Source organism: Aquibacillus kalidii (assembly GCF_014280935.1).
GTDB lineage: Bacteria > Bacillota > Bacilli > Bacillales > Amphibacillaceae > Aquibacillus_D > Aquibacillus_D kalidii.
Genome location: NZ_JACLZI010000064.1, coordinates 20,189 through 39,641, shown reverse-complemented (window position 1 = coordinate 39,641; position 19,453 = coordinate 20,189). Strand labels below are relative to the sequence as shown.

The window sequence follows — 19,453 nt, the reverse complement described above, 5'->3', positions numbered from 1 at the left end:
GGGATGAGTTAACCGTACTCATCCCTTTTTAATTGTAAGTTTTAGTATTATGTGATTAACTTTAATCCAACAGCGGAGGCTAAGATGATGGATATGAATAATATTCGTTTCCAATCCTTCGGTTCAGCGTAAATCCACATTCCTATTAATGCTGAACCTACTGTACCTATTCCAGTCCATACACCATAGACAACGCCCATGGATAATGATTGCATAGCATAGGATAGAAGTGCGAGGCTTGATCCAAAGGTAATGATTAACCAAATAATTGCATCCCACTTTTTCATTGCCAGTCGCTTAATATTTATTACACCTGTCACTTCAAGACATCCTGCTATGATAATTGCTAACCAAGGCATTATGCCACATCCTTACTAGTTTCTGGTTGATTGGAAACTATTTTTAGTCCAACGACACCAATTAATAGCGTGCCAATTAGAAGCACCTTTAACAAGTTAAATGGCTCCTCGAAAAAAATCATTTCTACTAAAACTGTTCCAACAGTACCGAGACCCGCAAACACAGAATACACAGTTCCAATAGGTAGATATTTGGCGGTAATTGGAAGTATGATAAATGTTATAACCGTTGCCCCAATCGTCAAAGACCACTCTAAAATTGACTCTGCATGTTTTAAGCCAGAAACCCAACCGACCTCAAATACTGCCGCCAGAACTACTAGCGACCAATATCGGTTCATAATGAAAACTCCCTTTCACTCTCTTAAATTACCCTCTATAAGATATAATTTTTTTAATTGACTCGCGACTCAGTAGCTATATATTTTCACATTGACGTTTACGTGTCAATAAAGAGACTTCCTTATTATATTGCTGTGTCAGTTAATATGGAGGATGTAAACAGATCTGGATTTTATGATAATATTTAAAATGACTCTTTCCGCAAACGGTACTTTCAGAATTACGCAATTGAGATAAAATCTGTAGTAACTTTATTAAAACCTTTTGGATGTGTGCTTGAACTCGTTCCGGCAGAATACTCCGCTTTCCGTGGGCACGGCCTCAGCTTCCTCAGAGCAAAGAACGCTCTTCCGGGATCTTCACCTCGTGCTGTTCCCACAGGAGTCTCCGTATTCTGCCTACACTTATGATAGATTTCTACCTCTTTAAAACATTAATCACTAATCTCCCAACTAAAGCGTTGATTCTAAGGACTGTTACTCCTACAATTTTTCCACCTTTGTTGGTTGATTGGAGCGGAGGGCAGTTGACTCCTGTGGGAAAAGCAACAGCTGAAGACCCCACAGGGAGCGTTCTTTGCGACCGAGGAGGCTGAGGCGTTGCCCACGGAAAGCAACTGCCCGGAGCGGAAATCAACGTCTCAACTTACTGGTGATTCTATACATATTACGAAATAAGCAACAGTAGTTACGGGAGAAGTAGAGAATGTTAAAATAAATCACAAATCAAATCTTTGAATCTTATATAACTAGGGGATGATGTAATGAAAGAATTGCAAGCTTATGCACGCGAATTTCAAAAGGAAATGAATTGGGATATACAAACAGTGAATTATGAAACAACTAAATCATCTTTGATGAACAATTACATGCTATTGACGACAGAAGTTGCAGAAATTGCAGAGGAACTTAGAAAAGCATTTAATTTTACCAATACTCAAATAAATAATGGAATGAACAGTGAAGATGCTTTTCGATTAGCGAAAGAAGAAATAAAACAGGATGTCGGGAAGGAAATGGCTGATTGTTTAGCTTATATAACTAAAATGGCTAATTATTTTGAAATAGATTTGGAAGAAAGCTTTTATGCTAAGATGGAAGAAGTTAAACACAGGAAAAATAAGGATATAAAGGTTATTCGACCAAAAGTAGATTCTGATCTGATAGAATAGGAGATGATTCGATAGACCAAATAGTTGGAGGATTAGAAATGAATGTAATTTCAATCGATTTTGAAACGGCAAATCGTTATCGTAACAGTCCATGTGCTGTAGGGATAGTTGTTGGTGACGAAAACGGTATAATAGATGAGTTTTATAGTTTGATTAATCCATTGACAGATTTTGAGATACATAACATAAATGTGCATGGAATAACAGAAATGGATGTCATGAATGCACCTACTTTTAAAGAAATATGGCCATCGATTGAGCCGTATCTCGTTGATAATATTGTGGTCGCCCATAATGCTAGCTTTGATATGAGTGTATTACGAGCTACATTAGACAGGTTTGATATTGTTTATCCGGACATGCAGTATTTCTGTTCTGTTATGCTTGCTAAACAATTATGGCCAGGACTGCCAAATTATAAACTGAATACATTAGCTGATAGTAAGAATATATCTTTTTCTCACCATCATGCATTAGACGATGCCAGGGTGGTAGTACATTTGTTAACAGAAGCGATGAGGGAAAAGTCTAAAAATAGTGTAATAGAATTAGCAGACTCCTGCCAAATATCGAGCGGTAAAATTTTTGAAAGAAGTTATATTACACCTAAGTTAAGACGCAAAAAGAAAAAATCTGGAATTGTAAGGTAATGAAACAGGTAAGTAATGAATAATTGAATGATTAATGTCCTTCATTGGCTACTTCTTACACAAACGAGTGAGGAATTCATTTATTGTAATAGGAGACCTAATTACTTCGAAAGACAATCTGACAAAATGAAAGACCTAATATTTCTGATATGTTACATTTTCCTTGAGGGTCGCTATGATCTGAAGGGAAGTCGTTACATATAAGAAAGAAATGTCATTGAACCGAATAATGATTTTACCCCTTTATTGAACAGAGGGGTTTTTATATTACAGGGATAAAAGAACAGTACCACCTTAAATAGAGATGGTACTGTTTCTTACCTTACTGGTTAGCTCTTGCTGCTTGTTCCATCACACGATTTGTTTCTTTTGCTGCTCTATCAAGGGCTTCTTGTGGATCAGTACCTTGCAACAGATTTTCCATGGATGTAACAACTTGTTGACGAGATTCAGGGAAAACAGAAATCAAAGCACCTTGGGTTGCTGGTGATGGCTTAGTAGCTTGTAACTGTTCGACAGTAACTTTTAGCTCGGGATACTTTTCCCACTTTTCTTTTACTAAGTCTTCTTCATAGGCTGCAGGATTAATTGCAAAGTAGCCTGTGTCAACATGCCATTTTGCTTGGCTTTCAGGAGTTTGTAAGTATTTCATAAATTCCCATGCTGCTTTTTGTTTTTCTTCATTTATTCCTTTAGACATCCATAACGAAGCACCACCGATGATAACGCCATGTCTTTCTGCTTCCTCAGAATATGGAATATAGGCAACACCAACATCAAATGGTGCTGTTTCAATAGTATTGGCAACACCTGCAGAGGAGTCTAAATACATAGCTGTTTTTCCAGTTTGGAATGCTGCTCGGATATCATCCCAATTTGAACCGAAGTTACCGTATGTACCTGCTTTATTCATGTCATTAATCATTTCAAAGACACGTAATCCTTCTTCTCCGTTAAAAGTGGCTTCTGTTGCATTATCAGATCTTCCATTTTCGTTATTTACGTACATTCCGCCCTGAGTTGCCACTAATTCTTCAAAGAACCAACCATAGTTTAGGATAGAAAAACCATAACGTTCCGTTGCGCCCCCGTTTTTCTTCGTTAATTTCTCAGCTGCTTCTTTAATTTCAGCAAACGTTTGAGGGGCCTTTTCTGGATCTAAGCCTACTTCTTTAAATGCATCTTTATTATAAAGCATAACAGGAGTGGAGGAGTTAAATGGCATAGAGTAAAGTTTATCGTCTACCGTATAATAATTTAGGATATTCTTTTCCAGTTTAGATACATCATAACCTTCTTCATCAATAAATGTTTGAACAGGCTGGATGAATCCACTATCAATCATATACTTTGTACCCACTTCAAATGTCTGAATAATCGCTGGTGCATCGTTCGTACCACCAACACTACGAAATTTTGTTAGAGCTTCTTCATAAGAGCCTTGAAATTCTGGGGTGATTGTGTACTTATCTTGTGATTCGTTGAAGTTATGAACGATCTGTTCAAGTGATTCCTGGCCAGCACCTGACATTGCGTGCCAGAAAACAGCTTCGGTTTTACCGGTGGAGTTGTCTGTTGAATCATCCTGACTACTGCTAGAAGCATCAGTGGTATCTGTTTTTTCTGTACTTTCCGTTTCTTCTCCGTTTGCACTGTTCGAACATGCTGTCACAATTAGTAAAAGTGCCATCATTGCGAATAAGACAAGTAGCTTATTATTGGTTTTCATTCGTTTTCCATCTCCTTTATTTAAGTGCTCCTTGCGCCAAGCCTTTTTGCAGTTGCTTTTGCCCTAAAAATAATAAAATGAGTGTTGGGATAATTACAACGATTACTCCTGCCATTACCACCCCCCATTCTGTCGCCATTTCTTGGGTTTGTAGCTGCTTTAAGCCGATTTGAACGGTACGAACTGAATCATTGTTTGTGGCGAGAAGGGGCCATAAATACATGTTCCAAGTTGTTAAAAATCCATAGGCTCCTAACGTTACTAACGACGTTTTACAATAAGGTAAGACGACCTTTATGAAAAATCTAAACTTACTTAACCCTGCCACTTCAGAAGCCTCATGGAGTTCTTTAGGTATTGTTTTAAAATGCTGTCTAAGTAAAAACGTTCCAAAAGCTATTGCAAAAAATGGCACAGTTAACCCTTGGTATGTATTAATCCAATCTAACTTTTGAATCGTCATAAAGTTTGGAATCATAGTAGCTTCCCAAGGGATCATCATTGTTGAAATAAAGATAAAGAAAAGTAAGGTTCGTCCCTTAAAAGGAATAAAGACAAAAGCATAAGCTGCCATAGCACTTACAACTAGTTGCCCTAACATAACACTTAAGGAAATAATAAGGCTGTTTAACAAATAATGGGCTAACGGTAATCTATCAAATGCTTTTTGATAGTTTTCTAGATGAAATCGTTCCGGGAATATATTTCCTTGCAATAGTTCTCCACCAGTCATAAAGCTAATCAAAAAGGCGTAGAGAATTGGAAAGAAAATTAATAATGCTGCAATAGATAAAATAATATAAACGAGACCTTTCTTTACCCACCTCATTGATAATGCACCTTCTTTTCTCCGAACTTAAATTGTAGAATTGTCACAACTAAGATACAAAGGAATAAGAAAATAGATTGTGCACTTGCTGTTCCAAATTGATAATTAACGAAAGCCTCTCGATAAATAGAGTAGACGATTAAGTTAGTGGATTCAGATGGACCACCCTGTGTTAAAATATCAACTTGGCCAAAAGTTTGGAAAGCATTAATTAACGATACAGTTATAACAAAAAATAAAGTGGGGGAGAGCATCGGAATCGTAATCCTACGTAATTGATAAAAGTAGCCTGCACCATCAATTTTGGCACTTTCATACAAATGCTCGTCTATATTCTGAATTCCTCCTAAGATGATTAAAAAAGTAAAACCAATGTTCATCCAAATAGTTGTGATGGAAACGGACAATAGTGCCCATTTTGGATCAAGGAGCCAGTCAACACCTTGTCCGCCCAATGAAGCAATTATTTTATTTAAAAAGCCTACACTCGGATGAAAAAGAAATAGCCAGACAACAGATGAAGCTGCAACAGAAATCCCCATTGTTGAAGCAAATATTGTGCGAAAAAACCCAATCCCTTTTAACTTTTCATTTGCTAATAAAGCCAAGAACAACGAAATAATAATTCCGGTTGGGACCGTATAAAGAACAAATAATATGGTAGCTTTAATACTTTTTAGGAATGCTTCAGATTCGAGTAAATACAGGTAGTTCTCTAATCCTACAAAAACATTTGCTTCTCCTTGTCTATCGGTTAGGAAAAAGCTTAAATACAAGGTTTTGCCCATTGGATAGAATAAGAAAACACTAAATAGGATTAATGATGGTAATAAATATAAAAGGGCAGTTCTCCAGTTTAGTGATTGTTGCCAAATACCTTTTTTCTTCTTAACAACGTTATCAAGCATGCCATTTAGTTCTACTTGACTCTTCATACCGTTACCTCATGAATGATATGATTTTCGACTTGAGTTGGACCCTTGATCAAATGGCCTGAAGCGGAGTTAAATAAGCAAATGGATTCATAGTTAATGGCGATAGGAACGATGTCACCAACATCTACATTCCATTGTCCATTCCACTTCGCTTGCCATCTATATGTATCTAGCTGAAAGGAGACAATTGTTTCGTTTCCTAATACTTCCACATGTTCTACTTTAACGTCTAGATAGTTATTTGTTGATTTTGTGTTAATGGAATTTACGATTTTTAAATATTCTGGACGAATACCCAGAGTTACTGTATCCTCTTGATAACTTTGTAAATCGTTACTAGGAATCGATAGTTTCAGTCTTCCGCCAATCGAAAGTTCTTGTTTTGATAGGTTAATGTTGGCTGTAGCTAAATTCATTGGTGGCGAACCAATAAATTGTGCAACAAAGGGATTAGCAGGAGCGTTGTACACATCGATAGGTTTACCTACTTGTTGTATCTTACCTTCATTAAGAATCATAATGCGATCCCCCATAGTCATTGCTTCAACCTGATCATGAGTCACATATATCATCGTAATCTTTAGTTTTCTTTGTATTTGTCTAATTTCAGAGCGCATGTGTGCTCGTAATTTTGCATCTAAATTAGATAATGGCTCATCCATCAAACAAATAGGTGCTTGATTGACAATGGCACGTGCAAGAGCAACACGTTGGCGTTGACCACCTGATAAATGTCTTGGCTTTCGCTTTAGATAATCGGTGAGTCCAAGCATCTCAGCTACTTCCATACAGCGCTCTTTTCTCTCAAATTTTTTAACTTTTTTCACATCTAAACCAAAGACAATGTTTTCTTCCACGTTAAGATGGGGGTAAAGAGCATAGTTTTGAAACACCATCGAAATATCTCGTTTACTAGGAGGAAGTAGGTTTACCTCGTTACCATCTATTCGTAAACTTCCTTTAGTAATATCCTCTAATCCGGCAATCATTCTTAATATGGTGCTCTTACCACATCCAGAGGGTCCTACTAATACAAAAAACTCACCAGGTTCTATAGAGACACTAATATCTGATATTACTTCTTTTTGTTTTTCATAAGATTTTGAAACGTTGAATAACTCAACATTTTTCATCATTGTTCCTCCTTTCTTAAATCCTTTACACTTAGGTAGTATAAGATTGGACTATTAAGCTTGTATAAATCTGTTGTTAAATTAATAATGGATATTTTTACAAAATTTACATAATAATTGGTAAACATCTTTACCTAATATAGAAGAGGTGAAATAAATGAATTACAATTTTTACCTTCCGTTAACAAAATGTTTCCTTTTTTCTTTTATAATAGGGACGTACCTTACGAGATATGGAGGAAAGTATGAAGAAAATTATTATAATAATTTGTTTCGTAATATCATTACAATTATTAAATTTACTTGCTCAACGAAAAGAGATTGAGGAAATTAATTCTATATCTATAGCGCACCGAGGGGCATCTGGTTATGCTCCAGAACATACGATGGAGGCTTACAAACAGGCTCTTTCTTTGGGAGCTGATTATATTGAGATAGACCTACAGATGACGAATGATGGTCAGCTTGTTGCCATCCATGATGAGTTGGTTGATCGGACAACTGATGGTGTTGGAATGGTATCTTCCTTTAATTTAAGTGAATTGAAAAAGTTAAATGCAGGAACATGGTTCAATCAACAAAACTCAATACTTGCTAAGAAAAGTTATTTAGATGAGAGAATACCAACATTAGAAGAGATATTTACTTATTTTGGTACAACGACGAAGTACTATTTAGAGATTAAATCACCTGAAGAGAATCCAGGAATAGTGTTAGAGTTAATAAGGCTTTTAAACAAATATAAATTGATAGGCAATGATGGAAATACAGACGGGGTGATAATAGAATCGTTCGATAAGAAAAGTCTTCAACAAATCCATAAATCCTATCCAAACCTTAGATTAATTTTATTATTGGATCATGAGGAAACAGAAAAAATAAATCAACTAGCAATAGAAGGCTGGTCTAAATATGTAACTGGGGTAGGTCCAGATTTTGATGCTTTATCTAGATGGGATGTACAACTACTTAGAAATTCCGGTTTAGACGTTCATGCTTATACTATAAATTCTAGAAAAGATATTAGAAGTGCTTTAAATTGGGGGGTAACAGGTATCTTTACTGATTATTTGGATCTATACACTAAAGAAGCTTCAGAGAAGTGACAATATAGTAACCAGAAGTAGACAATAGTCTATAGTTGAATCAAGCAAAATTAGGAATATAGAACGATTTGATAGAAAATATACGAACATTTGTTCGAAAACTAGAATTTATATGGTACAATCTAAATTAGATAAAGTTCTTTTAGGGTCGGGTCGGCTAACCCCATAGTAAAGGGGGTGATGCCTATGGGCATGTATGAAAGTTTTATGGTACTGTTTAGTTTTGGTACATTCTTGATTGCATTGCTCGCTTTGATCGTCAATATGATCAATAAAAAATAGACCCCCCTATTAGCCCGCAAAGTTTTTAGGTGAGGTCTATCTCGTAAAAGGATAGCCGATCCCCCTGGGGGAACCGCTTATCGCTCAGACCACAGTTTCAACTGTGGTCTGTTAAGCTATTATTGTATGCCAACATTATATCATAAGTAACAAATTATAAAAATATGCAATTTGTTCTGCAATTAATTCGGGTCATTTTAATGATGGTGGTGAGGAGGATGTCCTTTTGATGAATTACTAATTGCAAATCCTTCTTCAGGAACATAAAAATATTGAACCCATACACCATCTAAAAATTCTTCCCTACTGTCTAGTAGAACATCAATACCTTTATCTGTTTTAACAATTTCATCATGTTCTGTAGGTTCGTCTAACATAATATCATAATGTGCGTGGTTACCATGCATTTCAGTCACAAAAACGCGGACCATTTTACCCTCTACTCCATCGCTTTCTAACCACTCTTTCAATACCTTCGCAGCATTTCGATTTATTTTGCAGTTCATATAGAAGCACCTCTTTTCTAGTAACTTTATTATACTTATGTGACTGAAAAATGGAAGTGATTCGCTTAAGGAATTACGACCTTTGTTGTTGCACTGTATTTTTCGCCTTCTTCTGGTGTCATCCAGGCAGTCAACACATAATCTCCAGTTTTTAGCCCAATATTAGATAAATCGATCGTATATTCTAGAGATTCTCCTTGCTTAATAGTTTCTTCGCCTAGAACTTGTAAAAAGGAAGCTAAACTCGAAAATAAATACACTTGTTCACCAGCTTGATTTCTAACGGAAAAGTCATAGCGTTGTGAACTTGTAAATTTAAGTTTTACTTCTTTTTCTGTTTGATTCGTTACCTTGTAGGTATAGGTCAAAGGACTTGTTTCTGTAAGGCTTGCCTCCATTTCACCAGCAACAATACCTTGATTTTCTTGCGCACTATCATCATCTGTCGCTATCTCTTGATCCGGTTTTGCACCATTGACTTCAGAGGCTACATCCTCTTTCGTATTTTCACCTGTTCCACAACCTATTAACATGAAACAACAACTAAACAAAAATAATGTTTTTTTCATCATCAATCTCCTTATAAATGATTTGTTATAGTATTGGTCGTATTTAAAGCTGATTATGTCACAAATTTTAGAAAAAAAGCTAGATATATGTGCTCGTGAAAGATAAAATATAAGCTAACAAGATCAGGAAGGAAAGTGCCGATGGAATTTACTTATACATTAACAGAAGAGGATTATATTAACTTTAATTTAACACACGTTAAACAATCCATTACAGTAAAGAGGTCGATTGGAATTCAACGATTTTCTATTCCAATCATTTACATTGCTTTAGCATTTGTTATGTCAGCACTACTTGACATACCTGTATTGTGGATGCTTGTACCTTTTTCTGTTTTAAGCGTTATTTGGGTAATTACTTATCCTAAAATTTTTCTTAGAAGTATCAGAAAAAATGCTAGTAAAATGATTAAAGAAGGAAAAAATGAAAATCTACTAGGAACGCATCATATGATCGTAAATGACAACGGATTAACAGATATTAATGAAAATGGAGAAACAAAGGTTAATTGGTCAGGTATTGATAAGGTAGTGCACGAACAAGACTATATTTTCCTTTATAATAGTTCCGTAAGTGCCTATATTATTCCAAAGAGAGAGTTGAGCAGTAGATTAGATGAGTTTCTTACAATTGTAAAGGAAAAGACAGGTAGGTAAGGGGGAACTCCCTTTGCCTTTTTTTAATCTTTTTATCAAATAGGTCGGAATATTAAACGTAGACAGTTATAAGATTATTGTGAACAGAAATGAGGTAATATAAAAATGAAAGGTAGAATAGAATCACTAACCGTTAGTGGAAGGGGAATTATTGTCTATTTGCCACCTTCCTATTCCGTAGAGCAGCACTATCCGGTATCCTATATCCATGATAGTGGTGATTTATTTAATCCAGCACATAGTAATTCGTTGAATGAGCTAGAAAAGTTGTTTCAAGATGGTGAATTGCAAGAGGTGATCCTTGTTGGAATTGAATCTGAAAACCGTCTGAATGAGTACACGCCGTGGTTTGCTAAGGCAATTGAACCAACAAAGTTCAATGATTTTGGAGGAAATGGAGATTTATATCTTTCGTTTATAGTCGAGAAATTAATACCACTTATAAATCAAAAATATAGCACAAGCGTTACAGACACTAGTATTATCGGCAAGTCCTTAGGAGGGTTGATTTCAATCTATGCAGCATTTTGCTACCCTGATCATTTTAAAAAGGTTGGTTGCATTTCTGGTTCTTTCTGGTTCGATGGTATCCTGCCATTTATGGAAAGAAATGAATTATTATTAAATGACATGAAAATCTATATGGATGTAGGAACAGAAGAGGGTAAAAATAAAACTACGATTCAGTGTGAAATGGTGGATAGGACTATACTTGCCAATCAAATTTTACGTACTAAAGGATTATCCGATAGCCAACTGCGTTTTAAGCTAATAGATGGGGCTGACCACAAGCGTCATTATTTCATTCAGCGATTTCCAACTGTTGTGAAGTGGTTGTACCAAAGAAAATAGAACAGTCTATAATCTGATATATTCGGAAATAATAGTACCACAAACGTAAAAAGGTGGTTCTATGAATAAAATTACTCGTATTATTTTAGTGTTGGTCGTTCCTATAACGCTAATCTTAATATTAAATGATATATCTTTTAATAAATTGAAAGGTGAGGAAACTACTGTTACCTGGCAAGAGGAACTATCAAAATATGTGAATACTAGTCCAGAACTTAATGGAGCAATTGTAGGTCTAAGTGTTCGGTCAGCTACATCGGGTGCGGTTGTATTTGATCATATGGGAGATACTCGTTTACGACCTGCATCCAATATGAAGCTATTAACAGCAGCGTCTGCTCTTTCCACACTAGGGGGAAATTATCAATTTACTACTGAAATTTTAACAGATGGCGTTATTCAAGGAGATACACTAGTTGGCAACCTCGTATTAAAGGGAAAAGGCGATCCTACCCTCCTGCCGAGTGATTTAGAAATGTTTGCTCAGAAACTTCGTGAAAAGGGAATTAAGAAGATAGAAGGAGACGTATTAGCTGACGATTCCTGGTATGATGAAGAACGCTATTCAAAGGATTTAGTGTGGAGTGATGAATCAACATATTATGGTGCAGGCATATCTGCTTTAACTATTTCCCCTAATAAAGACTATGATGCAGGTACAGTTATTGTGGAAGTAGAAGCAGGTGAAGAAGTTGGAGATAAAGCGATAATCGACCTAGTTCCAAATACGGAATACATAAAGGTAATAAACAAAATAAACACCATTCCTAAGGGAGAGAAGGGGAAACTTTCATTCGAACGTAGTCATGGAACTAATACTATTGTTATAAAGGGTACCATTCCAATAGACTCTCTGCAGGAAAGAGAGTGGGTAAGTGTTTGGGAGCCTACTGGTTATGCTTTAGAAGTATTTAAAGAATCCTTGGAGCGACAGGGAATATCATGGAGTGAAAAGGAAACCTTAGCTCACAAAAGTAACAAAAAGAAGGTTTTAGTATCTAGCTCATCAATCCCAATTTCTGAGCTATTAGTACCTTTTATGAAATTAAGTAATAATGGACATGCGGAAACGTTGGTCAAAGAAATGGGGAAGGTTTATAAAGGAGAGGGAAGTTGGGAAAAAGGCATAGAAGTAATGAACACGACATTGAAAAATTTAGCTGTGGACGTCGAGCAAATTGTTATCAGAGATGGATCCGGTTTATCTCATGTTAATTTAATTCCAGCTAATGAAATAACTAAACTTCTTTATCAAGTACAAAACGAAAGTTGGTTTCCTTCTTTCTTAAATTCGTTACCAGTAGCAGGAGTCGAGGAGCGTTTGGTTGGTGGAACATTGCGTTATCGATTAAATGATACTAATGTAAAGGCTAAGACAGGTACGCTTTCTACTGTAAGTTCTTTGTCGGGATATGTAACGTCAGATTCCGGACATAAATTGATCTTTTCTATCCTTTGTAACAATGTCTTAAGTGAAGATCAAGCGCAACAAGTAGAAGACGAGATCGTTCAAATAATCGCAAAAGGATAAACAACCGTTTTTTAGACGGAATGTTTTTACTGTGTGAATAAGTACATTTAAAGAGGGAGGGGACAATACTAAAAAAAAGGGAAGCGTTTTATATGATTGGACTTATTCTATCGATAATAGTGTTTAATTTGTTAGCGTATCTAAATAATGACAATCTGACTAGAAACCAAATGGTTCATATTTGGACATTTACTATTGCTTTAAATACACTAGTTGATATTTATATTGATCTTAAGTATTTGGGATATTGGTATTTCACTAAGGATGTGGATTGGATTTCGTTACTAAATCTAACGATATTAATACCCCCAGTAAATGTTTTGTACATAAATTGGTTCCCGCTTAAGTCTTCCTTATTAAAGCAAATAGCATATATAGGAGGGTGGGTTATATCACTACTTCTGTATGAGTTAATTGCTTTGCTTCCTCAACCTTTCGGCTATTTTCATTACGGTTGGTGGAATTTAGGATATTCAGCCGTCTTAGATCCATTTTTATTGTTGATCGTGTTATTTTATTATAAGTGGGTTAAATATTTAGAGACACTAGATGGAAAGAACAATGTTTGCGGCTAGTTTGAATTATTTTCCATCTTGAATTTCTATGGTTATACACATGAAATCACTAATAATATTTCATACTAATATTGTTAAGATGATTTAGGGAAGGTGGATGATCATGGGTAGAGATGAACATCGTCAACACAAAAATAACAAAAACAGGCTTCCTCAAACGCCTGCCAATCTTAAGAATGCAACTGGTGTCGATATAGAGATGTCTAACAATCCAAAAGTACAATTCGGCATTAATGAGGAAGAAGAAAAATAACTGTTCATAAAAGGAGTGTCTATAGACGCTCCTTTTACAGTAAGTTAAAAATTGTCATAGTTTTGAACACCTAAGTTGTCTAATAATATTCTCAATTCCTCTGAAGCGCGATCTGTTCCCTTAAAATATTCCTCATTACTACAGTTTCGTAAATGTTTATATCTCTCAATAAAATCATCCAGTGGAGCCCTTTCTACCTTGGTCGCATGAAGATAGTAAGGGGCAAGTGCTGCACAAAGTACGGTAAAAGCTCCGCGTTCGTTTTCAATGAATTCTGTTGAAATGACAGAAGCCATTCCACTTTTTTGTTGTATATTTAATGCTCTCCTTGCAGTAATTTCTAATTTTATAGCAATTTGGTTACTAAACAATAAAATTCCTCCTATCCTGTTACTTCTTTATCATATCAATATACAGTAAATTAGGATGTCCTTTGTAAGAAAATTCATAATTTGTTCACGTGTAACTAGTTTAATAAAGAGTATAATATTATGTGTACTATTTCACATAATATTATTTTTTGAAAGGATCTGATTTTATGGGCTTTTATAGTCCACAGGAAATTGCAAGTTATACTGTGACATCTGGTTATAAGAAAGCCAACCTGTCGATTGTCCAATCGACTATACTTGGGTTTGAAGCAGGAGCATTTATTGCTCTAGGATTTTTGCTTTATATCAGAGTTACGGCTTCCATGCCAAGTGAGTGGGGAAGTTTTACTTCCTTTATAGGGGCAGCGCTATTCCCCTTAGGATTAATTCTAACCTTAATGGCTGGCGGAGAACTGTTAACTGGTAATATGATGGCAGTCCCGTTATCTAGGATGGCCAATAGAATAAGTACGATACAATTATTGAAAAACATAAGTATTATCACAATGAGTAACTTTGCAGGCGCAATATTTGTTGCTTATTTTTTTGGGCATGTAGTAGGTTTAACCGAAACACGCTTATATTTAACTCAAACGATATCCCTTGCAGAACATAAAATAGAAGCTAGTTTCGTCCAGGCATTTGTCTCGGGGATCGGTTGTAACTGGCTAGTGGCATCTGCAGTATGGTTAAGTTACGGTGCTAAAGATATGAGTGGAAAAGTGTTAGGGATTTGGTTCCCAACAATGGCTTTTGTTGCAATTGGATTTCAACACGTTGTCGCCAACATGTTTTTGATTCCAGCTGCAATCTTTGCAGGGTATTTTACCTGGATAGAATACTTAGAAAACTTTGTACCAGTATTTCTTGGTAATGCAGTAGGAGGAAGTATGTTTGTAGCAGGGGCTTATTGGTTAACTTATTTAGCTAATAAGAATAAAGAATTAGATGGGAAAAATAAGATAGATGAGTTCCCTAGACCTGTCACAACGCAAAGTAAATAATTATTCACTATACTTAATAGAAAAGAAGCTTGATACAATCAAGCTTCTTTCACCATTAAATTTTCAATTAATCTAGTTCTATCTCAATTTCAAAAGCTTCTGGAATGTGCCAGGCCTCATAGGAAGTTATATCATGTTCCTTTATAAAAGAGACCAATTCTTCTTCAGAAGCAAACCATTCATAATTACTTGCATTATAGGTTAACAAGTATTCCAATTCCTCTAATTCCATATTATTTCGCTCCCCTAGTATATTGTTACTCTCATTTTATTAAAATAGCTACCTGTTTATTCAAGATTGATGCATAAAAAAATAATTGGAAAATTCTATAAGATTATATAAAATGATAGATAGTAGCTAAATAAAATAATGAGGTGCAATGAACATGGATGTAATAACAGATGCAATGAAACTACCAGTGGATAATTTACTAGGAATGCTGCTATATGCGCTTATATATATGCTTATTACCGGAGGTGTAGTTGTGGTAATTCTTAAGTTTATTCCCATATCCTATGGATTCAAAAATGCTATTCTCGGTGTTGCTGTATTTTTAAGTCTCTATATGTGGTGGATTACAATAATAAAATAGTTCTATTTGTAAAAGCGTTCAAACCGAAGCCTAAATAAGATGAGACTTCGGTGAATGCTACTTGTTTGTTCGTACCGTCCAACACGGATTTGCTTAAATACATCCTCTGCTATTTCTCCTATTGTCTGCGGGGGATTAGCTTGTACACACGGATTTTAAAATATGTTTTTCAAAAATTTTTCCTTGGTCTAGTAGTAATTCGAGGGAAGGAAGTTGGAAATCTTTTATTAGTAAATAATATTTTGTTTTATTAGCTGTTACGTAAATATTGATCCTATTAATCGTCACCTTTTCACCAGACTGATAGAATCCATTCTAAATTTCTGAGTTTCCACATTATACCTAATTCGTTCTGCTATCAAATTTGTTTGCTTTTGAGTTGAACTTGGTAATTAGAACGGCAAATTCCTCTTCGCCAACCTAAAAGAGATATCATCTTTCCTGATCGAGTCATTAACCACATTTGTAAGAATCACTAACACATCAGTTCCTATAAAATACCCAATATTGTCATTGAGATACTTAAAATAACCTACATCAATTAATTAAGGGATAGTAAACTCCTATTAGTTTTTTGGGAATTATTGATGCATACAGTTTGAAAATGCTCGTTGATCTGTTAGCGCATGGTCTTGAACTTGTGAATATAGGTGTGACTGTTGGATAGCATTCACCGCATTATTTATAAAACAACTCACAAAGAAATATGGTTGATTTTGTGAGTAAGGTGAGCAAAAGAACATTGTAATAGAGGAAGAAAAAACATTGCCATTTGAGACAACTTTTGATTTACTAATAAAGGTATTAAAGGAGGCGTACCTATGAGTAAAACATTAATTATTGCAGAAAAACCTTCAGTCGCCAAAAATATAGCAGAAGCATTGAAAATAACGTCAAAAGGTGATGGTTATCTAGAAGGAGATAACTATATTATTACTTGGGCCTTCGGACATTTACTTGAGTTGTATGATGCGAAAGACTATGACTCTAAGTACGCTAAATGGAAAATGGATAATTTTCCATTCATACCAAGTCAATTTAAATATAAGGTTAAAAGCAACCCCCGTCGAAAAGGTGCTAAAGACATGGGGGCTAATAAACAATTAAAAACAATTGGCTATCTTATGAATAGGAAAGATGTGGAGGCAATTATCTCTGCATGTGATTACGATAGAGAAGGACAATTAATAGGCGATAGTATTATCAATGAGCTTAATCCAAATAAAAGAGTGTACCGTTTATTATTGAATGAATGGACGCAGCAAGAAGTACTCCAAGGTCTTGAAAGGTTGTGTCCGAATGAAAAAATGAGACCTCTTAGCGATGCAGGGCTTAGTAGACAGTGGGCCGATTGGGTAATTGGAATTAATTTAACTTCTGTAGCTACACTAAAGTACCAACAAGGAAGAGGCAAGGCACTTAATATCGGTCGTGTTCTGTTACCAACACTTAAAATCATTTATGATCGGGACAAGGAAATTAAACAATTTGTACCTGAAGATTATTATAAACTCGTTGCGACCTTTCAGACGGAGGGTAACGAAACATTTGAAGGTACTTATGTGGAAGAGAAGCAAGATAAATTTAAAGTAAGGCAACTGTTAGAGGATGTTCAACGTCAACTTGTTGGAAAACAAGCCTCTATAATGGATAAGCATGTAGAAAAGAAAAAGGAATTTCCACCGTTGCTATTTAATTTATCAAATTTACAGGGATATATCACCAATCGATATAAAGGGTGGACTTCTGATAAGGTTTTAAAGGTTGCACAATCCTTGTATGAAAAAAAGTTAATAACTTATCCACGAACGGCAAGTATGGCTTTAGAGGAAAGTTTAGTAGGGAAAACTGCAAAGGTATTAGACGTTATTACGGAGGGATTACCCTATAAAGATGAAATCCGATTTACGAAATCAAAACGGGTTTTTAATAATGCTAAAGTAGAAAGTCACAGTGCCATTATACCAACCTACATAAAGCCTAGAAGTTTAACTCCTGATCAAAAGATAGTTTATGAGGCTATTAAAAATAGGTTGATTATGCAGTTTATGCCTGTTGCAGAATACGAAGAAACAAGGCTATTAATAAAAGTTTCAAATGAGAATATAAAGGGTGGCTTTGTATCAAAGGGCAAGGTACAACTTGTAAAAGGGTGGAAAAAAGTCGAAGATTACCAAAGTAAAGATGTATTACTACCTTCTCTTAGTCAACATGAAAAGGTTCATGTGACGAAGTCCGAACTTACGGATTATGTGACGAAACCGCCAAAACATCATACTGAAAAAACACTATTACGGATAATGGAAACTTGTGGTAAAAACTATAAAGAGGATGATAGTGAAGAGTTCGTAGGATCTATTCTATCTGGTTTTAGTATTGGTACGCCGGCAACGCGAGCTGAAACTATTAAGAAATTGAAGAATATTGGATATATAACTTTCGAGGGTAAATATTTACTAGCGACAGAACTTGGACAAAAGTTAGTAGAGACTTTTCCAGTGAAAGAATTGTTTGATCTTCAATTTACTGGTCGATTAGAAAAGAGTTTATCTGATATAGAGAAAAATAAGGTGAAAAGAGAATCTTTTTTAGAATTTGTCTTTCAGTTTACTACAAAGTCAGTGGCGTTTATAAAAGATGATGTAGACATAAAAATAAACAAAGTTGATCAAAGCCCAAAGACTCGAGAGATCCTAGGCAAGTGTCCACAATGTGGAGGTAATATTATAGAAGGAACAAAGGGATTTGGATGTAGTAATTGGAAAAAAGGTTGTACCTTTGTGATATGGAAAAATGATAAATTCCTTGCCACAATGAAAAAGAAAGCTTCCAAAACAATGGTAAAAACCCTGTTAAAAAATAATGTGGTTTTTGTTAAAGGGCTGACAAGCAAGAAGGGTAAGAAATTTAATGCATATCTTCGTTATCAAAAGAATTCTGAGAATCCATATTTCAGTTGGAAAATGGACTTTCACAAACCAGAAGGGGCGTAAGGAGACGTGTTGTATGAGTTTAAGGTAGAAATATTACAAAATGATATTGATATGGCGATAGAGTTATTGAACATGAATGAGATTTATCAACATTTTTATGAGCCTAAGATAAAAGTAGTACGTGTAAAGAATGGCTATGATTACAAAGAGGTCGAGACAGACACCTTGGATTTAAAAATTTTCGCCGAAGACACCTTGGTAGATGACCTACCTCAGTCCTATTTACAGTTAATTGCAGAAGCGTTAAAAATAAAAAAAGAAGAGATAACCATAAGAAAAGTGGAAGATTCCAATTGGGAACCGGACTTCCAAGATCTTGATTTAGGAAATGGTTGGATTATTTGTTATTCAGAGAAAAACAGAAATAATTATTCTAATAAAAATGTATTAAATTTTGAACCACAAGCTGCTTTTGGAACTGGTTTACATGAAACTACTCAAAATTGTTTACGGGTGATTCTATCTAAAAATTTAGAGGGGCAATCAGTCTTAGATTTGGGTACTGGTTCTGGTTTATTAACCGTAGCTGCAGCCTTAAAAAAAGCAAAATTAGTAACTGCAATTGATTATCAGCCAGTTAGAAGAGAAGTTATGCACAACATTAAGTTAAATTCTATAGTGTCGAAGATTGATGTGATACAAGCAGATCTACTCCACAGTGATAATTTTATAACGGAAAAATACGATTTCGTTATCATTAATATAGGCGCGGATGAGACGATTCAAATTTTAAATAGACATAATAGCCTGCTAGAAAAATCCTCAAACTTTCTTATATCCGGGATTGTTGAATGGAATAAAGAAGAGGTTATAAAAAAGTTCGAGTCAAATGGTTTTGAAGTAGTAACGGAAATCCAAACAAATGAATGGGTAACTTTTCAGTTTCAAAAGCTGTAATAGAGAATATACAAGTTTGTAAAATTAGGATAGGATATTCTTTTGTGATATGGTAATATAGTAAATAAGAACTAGTTTATAGTTTTAACCATTTACAAGACAAATCCTATTAAGTT

The 19,453-nt window shown here is 35.1% G+C and carries 24 protein-coding genes; 13 read left to right on the top strand and 11 right to left on the bottom strand.

The window, feature by feature from the left end; all coding sequences use genetic code 11:
* Positions 1-47: 47 nt before the first annotated feature.
* On the bottom strand, positions 48-359 hold the full coding sequence (locus H7K77_RS19950; protein WP_222599469.1) for a DMT family transporter: 312 nt from the start codon (positions 357-359) through the stop codon (positions 48-50).
* Positions 359-700 carry a DMT family transporter gene (locus tag H7K77_RS19945; protein ID WP_186580595.1) on the bottom strand — a complete coding sequence of 114 codons (342 nt, stop codon included), beginning with the start codon at positions 698-700 and terminating at the stop codon, positions 359-361. Before H7K77_RS19945 ends, H7K77_RS19950 begins: the two co-directional genes overlap by 1 nt.
* A gap of 764 nt (positions 701-1,464) precedes the next feature.
* Between H7K77_RS19945 and H7K77_RS19940 the strand changes: the two genes are divergently transcribed.
* Together H7K77_RS19940 and H7K77_RS19935 are read left to right on the top strand one after the other, a co-directional pair.
* Positions 1,465-1,872 (top strand): MazG nucleotide pyrophosphohydrolase domain-containing protein, encoded by a 408-nt coding sequence (locus H7K77_RS19940; RefSeq protein ID WP_186580593.1) that lies wholly within the window; start codon positions 1,465-1,467, stop codon positions 1,870-1,872.
* 38 nt (positions 1,873-1,910) lie between these two features.
* Positions 1,911-2,522, top strand: coding sequence for a 3'-5' exonuclease (locus H7K77_RS19935; RefSeq protein WP_186580591.1), 612 nt, complete (start codon positions 1,911-1,913; stop codon positions 2,520-2,522).
* Between the two features lie 322 nt (positions 2,523-2,844).
* Here the strand turns inward: H7K77_RS19935 and H7K77_RS19930 are convergent, their stop codons facing one another.
* From H7K77_RS19930 to H7K77_RS19915, 4 genes are read right to left on the bottom strand one after another with little or no spacing between them, the layout of a single operon-like run.
* On the bottom strand, positions 2,845-4,251 hold the full coding sequence (locus H7K77_RS19930; RefSeq protein ID WP_235989025.1) for an ABC transporter substrate-binding protein: 1,407 nt from the start codon (positions 4,249-4,251) through the stop codon (positions 2,845-2,847).
* Between the two features lie 16 nt (positions 4,252-4,267).
* Positions 4,268-5,080 carry a carbohydrate ABC transporter permease gene (locus H7K77_RS19925; RefSeq protein ID WP_186580589.1) on the bottom strand — a complete coding sequence of 271 codons (813 nt, stop codon included), beginning with the start codon at positions 5,078-5,080 and terminating at the stop codon, positions 4,268-4,270.
* Positions 5,077-5,988, bottom strand: coding sequence for a carbohydrate ABC transporter permease (locus tag H7K77_RS19920; RefSeq protein ID WP_186580671.1), 912 nt, complete (start codon positions 5,986-5,988; stop codon positions 5,077-5,079). The genes H7K77_RS19925 and H7K77_RS19920 overlap by 4 nt, the downstream gene beginning before the upstream one ends.
* A 23-nt stretch (positions 5,989-6,011) precedes the next feature.
* Positions 6,012-7,148 carry an ABC transporter ATP-binding protein gene (locus H7K77_RS19915; protein WP_186580587.1) on the bottom strand — a complete coding sequence of 379 codons (1,137 nt, stop codon included), beginning with the start codon at positions 7,146-7,148 and terminating at the stop codon, positions 6,012-6,014.
* Between the two features lie 245 nt (positions 7,149-7,393).
* Between H7K77_RS19915 and H7K77_RS19910 the strand changes: the two genes are divergently transcribed.
* Both H7K77_RS19910 and H7K77_RS19905 read left to right on the top strand, forming a co-directional pair.
* Entirely contained in the window at positions 7,394-8,254 is an 861-nt protein-coding gene (locus tag H7K77_RS19910; protein ID WP_186580585.1) for a glycerophosphodiester phosphodiesterase family protein, read from the top strand.
* A 186-nt stretch (positions 8,255-8,440) separates the two neighbouring features.
* Positions 8,441-8,536, top strand: a complete 96-nt coding sequence (locus H7K77_RS19905; protein ID WP_186580583.1) for a putative holin-like toxin — start codon at positions 8,441-8,443, stop codon at positions 8,534-8,536.
* Between the two features lie 197 nt (positions 8,537-8,733).
* Here H7K77_RS19905 and H7K77_RS19900 read toward each other — a convergent pair whose 3' ends face one another.
* Both H7K77_RS19900 and H7K77_RS19895 read right to left on the bottom strand, forming a co-directional pair.
* The gene (locus H7K77_RS19900) at positions 8,734-9,042 is read right to left on the bottom strand and encodes an iron-sulfur cluster assembly accessory protein (protein WP_186580581.1); all 309 of its coding nucleotides are present in this window, start codon (positions 9,040-9,042) and stop codon (positions 8,734-8,736) included.
* 65 nt (positions 9,043-9,107) lie between these two features.
* Complete coding sequence (locus H7K77_RS19895) at positions 9,108-9,611, bottom strand: BsuPI-related putative proteinase inhibitor (RefSeq protein ID WP_186580580.1); 504 nt, start codon at positions 9,609-9,611, stop codon at positions 9,108-9,110.
* A gap of 141 nt (positions 9,612-9,752) precedes the next feature.
* Between H7K77_RS19895 and H7K77_RS19890 the strand changes: the two genes are divergently transcribed.
* The 5 genes from H7K77_RS19890 to H7K77_RS19870 all read left to right on the top strand — a co-directional run bounded on the left by H7K77_RS19890 (position 9,753) and on the right by H7K77_RS19870 (position 13,479).
* The gene (locus tag H7K77_RS19890; protein ID WP_186580578.1) at positions 9,753-10,268 is read left to right on the top strand and encodes a YcxB family protein; all 516 of its coding nucleotides are present in this window, start codon (positions 9,753-9,755) and stop codon (positions 10,266-10,268) included.
* 105 nt (positions 10,269-10,373) lie between these two features.
* Complete coding sequence (locus H7K77_RS19885) at positions 10,374-11,120, top strand: alpha/beta hydrolase (RefSeq protein ID WP_186580576.1); 747 nt, start codon at positions 10,374-10,376, stop codon at positions 11,118-11,120.
* A gap of 61 nt (positions 11,121-11,181) precedes the next feature.
* Positions 11,182-12,651, top strand: a complete 1,470-nt coding sequence (dacB, locus tag H7K77_RS19880) for a D-alanyl-D-alanine carboxypeptidase/D-alanyl-D-alanine endopeptidase (protein WP_186580575.1) — start codon at positions 11,182-11,184, stop codon at positions 12,649-12,651.
* Between the two features lie 92 nt (positions 12,652-12,743).
* Positions 12,744-13,226 (top strand): hypothetical protein, encoded by a 483-nt coding sequence (locus tag H7K77_RS19875; protein WP_186580573.1) that lies wholly within the window; start codon positions 12,744-12,746, stop codon positions 13,224-13,226.
* Between the two features lie 103 nt (positions 13,227-13,329).
* Positions 13,330-13,479, top strand: a complete 150-nt coding sequence (locus H7K77_RS19870) for a YfhD family protein (RefSeq protein WP_186580571.1) — start codon at positions 13,330-13,332, stop codon at positions 13,477-13,479.
* A 44-nt stretch (positions 13,480-13,523) separates the two neighbouring features.
* On the opposite strand, the gene H7K77_RS19865 is transcribed toward H7K77_RS19870, so the two are convergent.
* Positions 13,524-13,850 (bottom strand): hypothetical protein, encoded by a 327-nt coding sequence (locus tag H7K77_RS19865; RefSeq protein ID WP_186580569.1) that lies wholly within the window; start codon positions 13,848-13,850, stop codon positions 13,524-13,526.
* 167 nt (positions 13,851-14,017) lie between these two features.
* Here H7K77_RS19865 and H7K77_RS19860 point away from each other — a divergent pair, with 167 nt between their 5' ends.
* Positions 14,018-14,854, top strand: a complete 837-nt coding sequence (locus H7K77_RS19860; RefSeq protein WP_186580567.1) for a formate/nitrite transporter family protein — start codon at positions 14,018-14,020, stop codon at positions 14,852-14,854.
* A 67-nt stretch (positions 14,855-14,921) separates the two neighbouring features.
* Here the strand turns inward: H7K77_RS19860 and H7K77_RS19855 are convergent, their stop codons facing one another.
* On the bottom strand, positions 14,922-15,086 hold the full coding sequence (locus tag H7K77_RS19855) for a hypothetical protein (RefSeq protein ID WP_186580565.1): 165 nt from the start codon (positions 15,084-15,086) through the stop codon (positions 14,922-14,924).
* 154 nt (positions 15,087-15,240) lie between these two features.
* Here H7K77_RS19855 and H7K77_RS19850 point away from each other — a divergent pair, with 154 nt between their 5' ends.
* Complete coding sequence (locus tag H7K77_RS19850; RefSeq protein WP_186580563.1) at positions 15,241-15,447, top strand: hypothetical protein; 207 nt, start codon at positions 15,241-15,243, stop codon at positions 15,445-15,447.
* A 392-nt stretch (positions 15,448-15,839) separates the two neighbouring features.
* Here H7K77_RS19850 and H7K77_RS21860 read toward each other — a convergent pair whose 3' ends face one another.
* On the bottom strand, positions 15,840-15,989 hold the full coding sequence (locus H7K77_RS21860; RefSeq protein WP_186580669.1) for a diguanylate cyclase domain-containing protein: 150 nt from the start codon (positions 15,987-15,989) through the stop codon (positions 15,840-15,842).
* A 279-nt stretch (positions 15,990-16,268) separates the two neighbouring features.
* Between H7K77_RS21860 and H7K77_RS19840 the strand changes: the two genes are divergently transcribed.
* A complete protein-coding gene (locus tag H7K77_RS19840; protein ID WP_186580561.1) occupies positions 16,269-18,440 on the top strand; it encodes a type IA DNA topoisomerase in 2,172 nt (723 codons plus the stop codon).
* Positions 18,441-18,446: 6 nt separating this feature from the next.
* The gene (locus H7K77_RS19835; RefSeq protein WP_222599468.1) at positions 18,447-19,337 is read left to right on the top strand and encodes a 50S ribosomal protein L11 methyltransferase; all 891 of its coding nucleotides are present in this window, start codon (positions 18,447-18,449) and stop codon (positions 19,335-19,337) included.
* Positions 19,338-19,453: the final 116 nt, after the last annotated feature.

Coding starts and splice junctions, on each gene's coding strand:
- H7K77_RS19915 (WP_186580587.1), bottom strand. CDS start 7,148: ATGAAAAATGTTGAGTTATTCAACGTTTCAAAATCTTATGAAAAACAA.
- H7K77_RS19895 (WP_186580580.1), bottom strand. CDS start 9,611: ATGAAAAAAACATTATTTTTGTTTAGTTGTTGTTTCATGTTAATAGGT.
- H7K77_RS19875 (WP_186580573.1), top strand. CDS start 12,744: ATGATTGGACTTATTCTATCGATAATAGTGTTTAATTTGTTAGCGTAT.
- H7K77_RS19940 (WP_186580593.1), top strand. CDS start 1,465: ATGAAAGAATTGCAAGCTTATGCACGCGAATTTCAAAAGGAAATGAAT.
- H7K77_RS19840 (WP_186580561.1), top strand. CDS start 16,269: ATGAGTAAAACATTAATTATTGCAGAAAAACCTTCAGTCGCCAAAAAT.
- H7K77_RS19920 (WP_186580671.1), bottom strand. CDS start 5,988: ATGCTTGATAACGTTGTTAAGAAGAAAAAAGGTATTTGGCAACAATCA.
- H7K77_RS19925 (WP_186580589.1), bottom strand. CDS start 5,080: ATGAGGTGGGTAAAGAAAGGTCTCGTTTATATTATTTTATCTATTGCA.
- H7K77_RS19905 (WP_186580583.1), top strand. CDS start 8,441: ATGGGCATGTATGAAAGTTTTATGGTACTGTTTAGTTTTGGTACATTC.
- H7K77_RS19900 (WP_186580581.1), bottom strand. CDS start 9,042: ATGAACTGCAAAATAAATCGAAATGCTGCGAAGGTATTGAAAGAGTGG.
- H7K77_RS19910 (WP_186580585.1), top strand. CDS start 7,394: ATGAAGAAAATTATTATAATAATTTGTTTCGTAATATCATTACAATTA.
- H7K77_RS19870 (WP_186580571.1), top strand. CDS start 13,330: ATGGGTAGAGATGAACATCGTCAACACAAAAATAACAAAAACAGGCTT.
- H7K77_RS19950 (WP_222599469.1), bottom strand. CDS start 359: ATGCCTTGGTTAGCAATTATCATAGCAGGATGTCTTGAAGTGACAGGT.
- H7K77_RS19885 (WP_186580576.1), top strand. CDS start 10,374: ATGAAAGGTAGAATAGAATCACTAACCGTTAGTGGAAGGGGAATTATT.
- H7K77_RS19860 (WP_186580567.1), top strand. CDS start 14,018: ATGGGCTTTTATAGTCCACAGGAAATTGCAAGTTATACTGTGACATCT.
- H7K77_RS19850 (WP_186580563.1), top strand. CDS start 15,241: ATGGATGTAATAACAGATGCAATGAAACTACCAGTGGATAATTTACTA.
- H7K77_RS19855 (WP_186580565.1), bottom strand. CDS start 15,086: ATGGAATTAGAGGAATTGGAATACTTGTTAACCTATAATGCAAGTAAT.
- H7K77_RS19935 (WP_186580591.1), top strand. CDS start 1,911: ATGAATGTAATTTCAATCGATTTTGAAACGGCAAATCGTTATCGTAAC.
- dacB (WP_186580575.1), top strand. CDS start 11,182: ATGAATAAAATTACTCGTATTATTTTAGTGTTGGTCGTTCCTATAACG.
- H7K77_RS19930 (WP_235989025.1), bottom strand. CDS start 4,251: ATGAAAACCAATAATAAGCTACTTGTCTTATTCGCAATGATGGCACTT.
- H7K77_RS19890 (WP_186580578.1), top strand. CDS start 9,753: ATGGAATTTACTTATACATTAACAGAAGAGGATTATATTAACTTTAAT.
- H7K77_RS19945 (WP_186580595.1), bottom strand. CDS start 700: ATGAACCGATATTGGTCGCTAGTAGTTCTGGCGGCAGTATTTGAGGTC.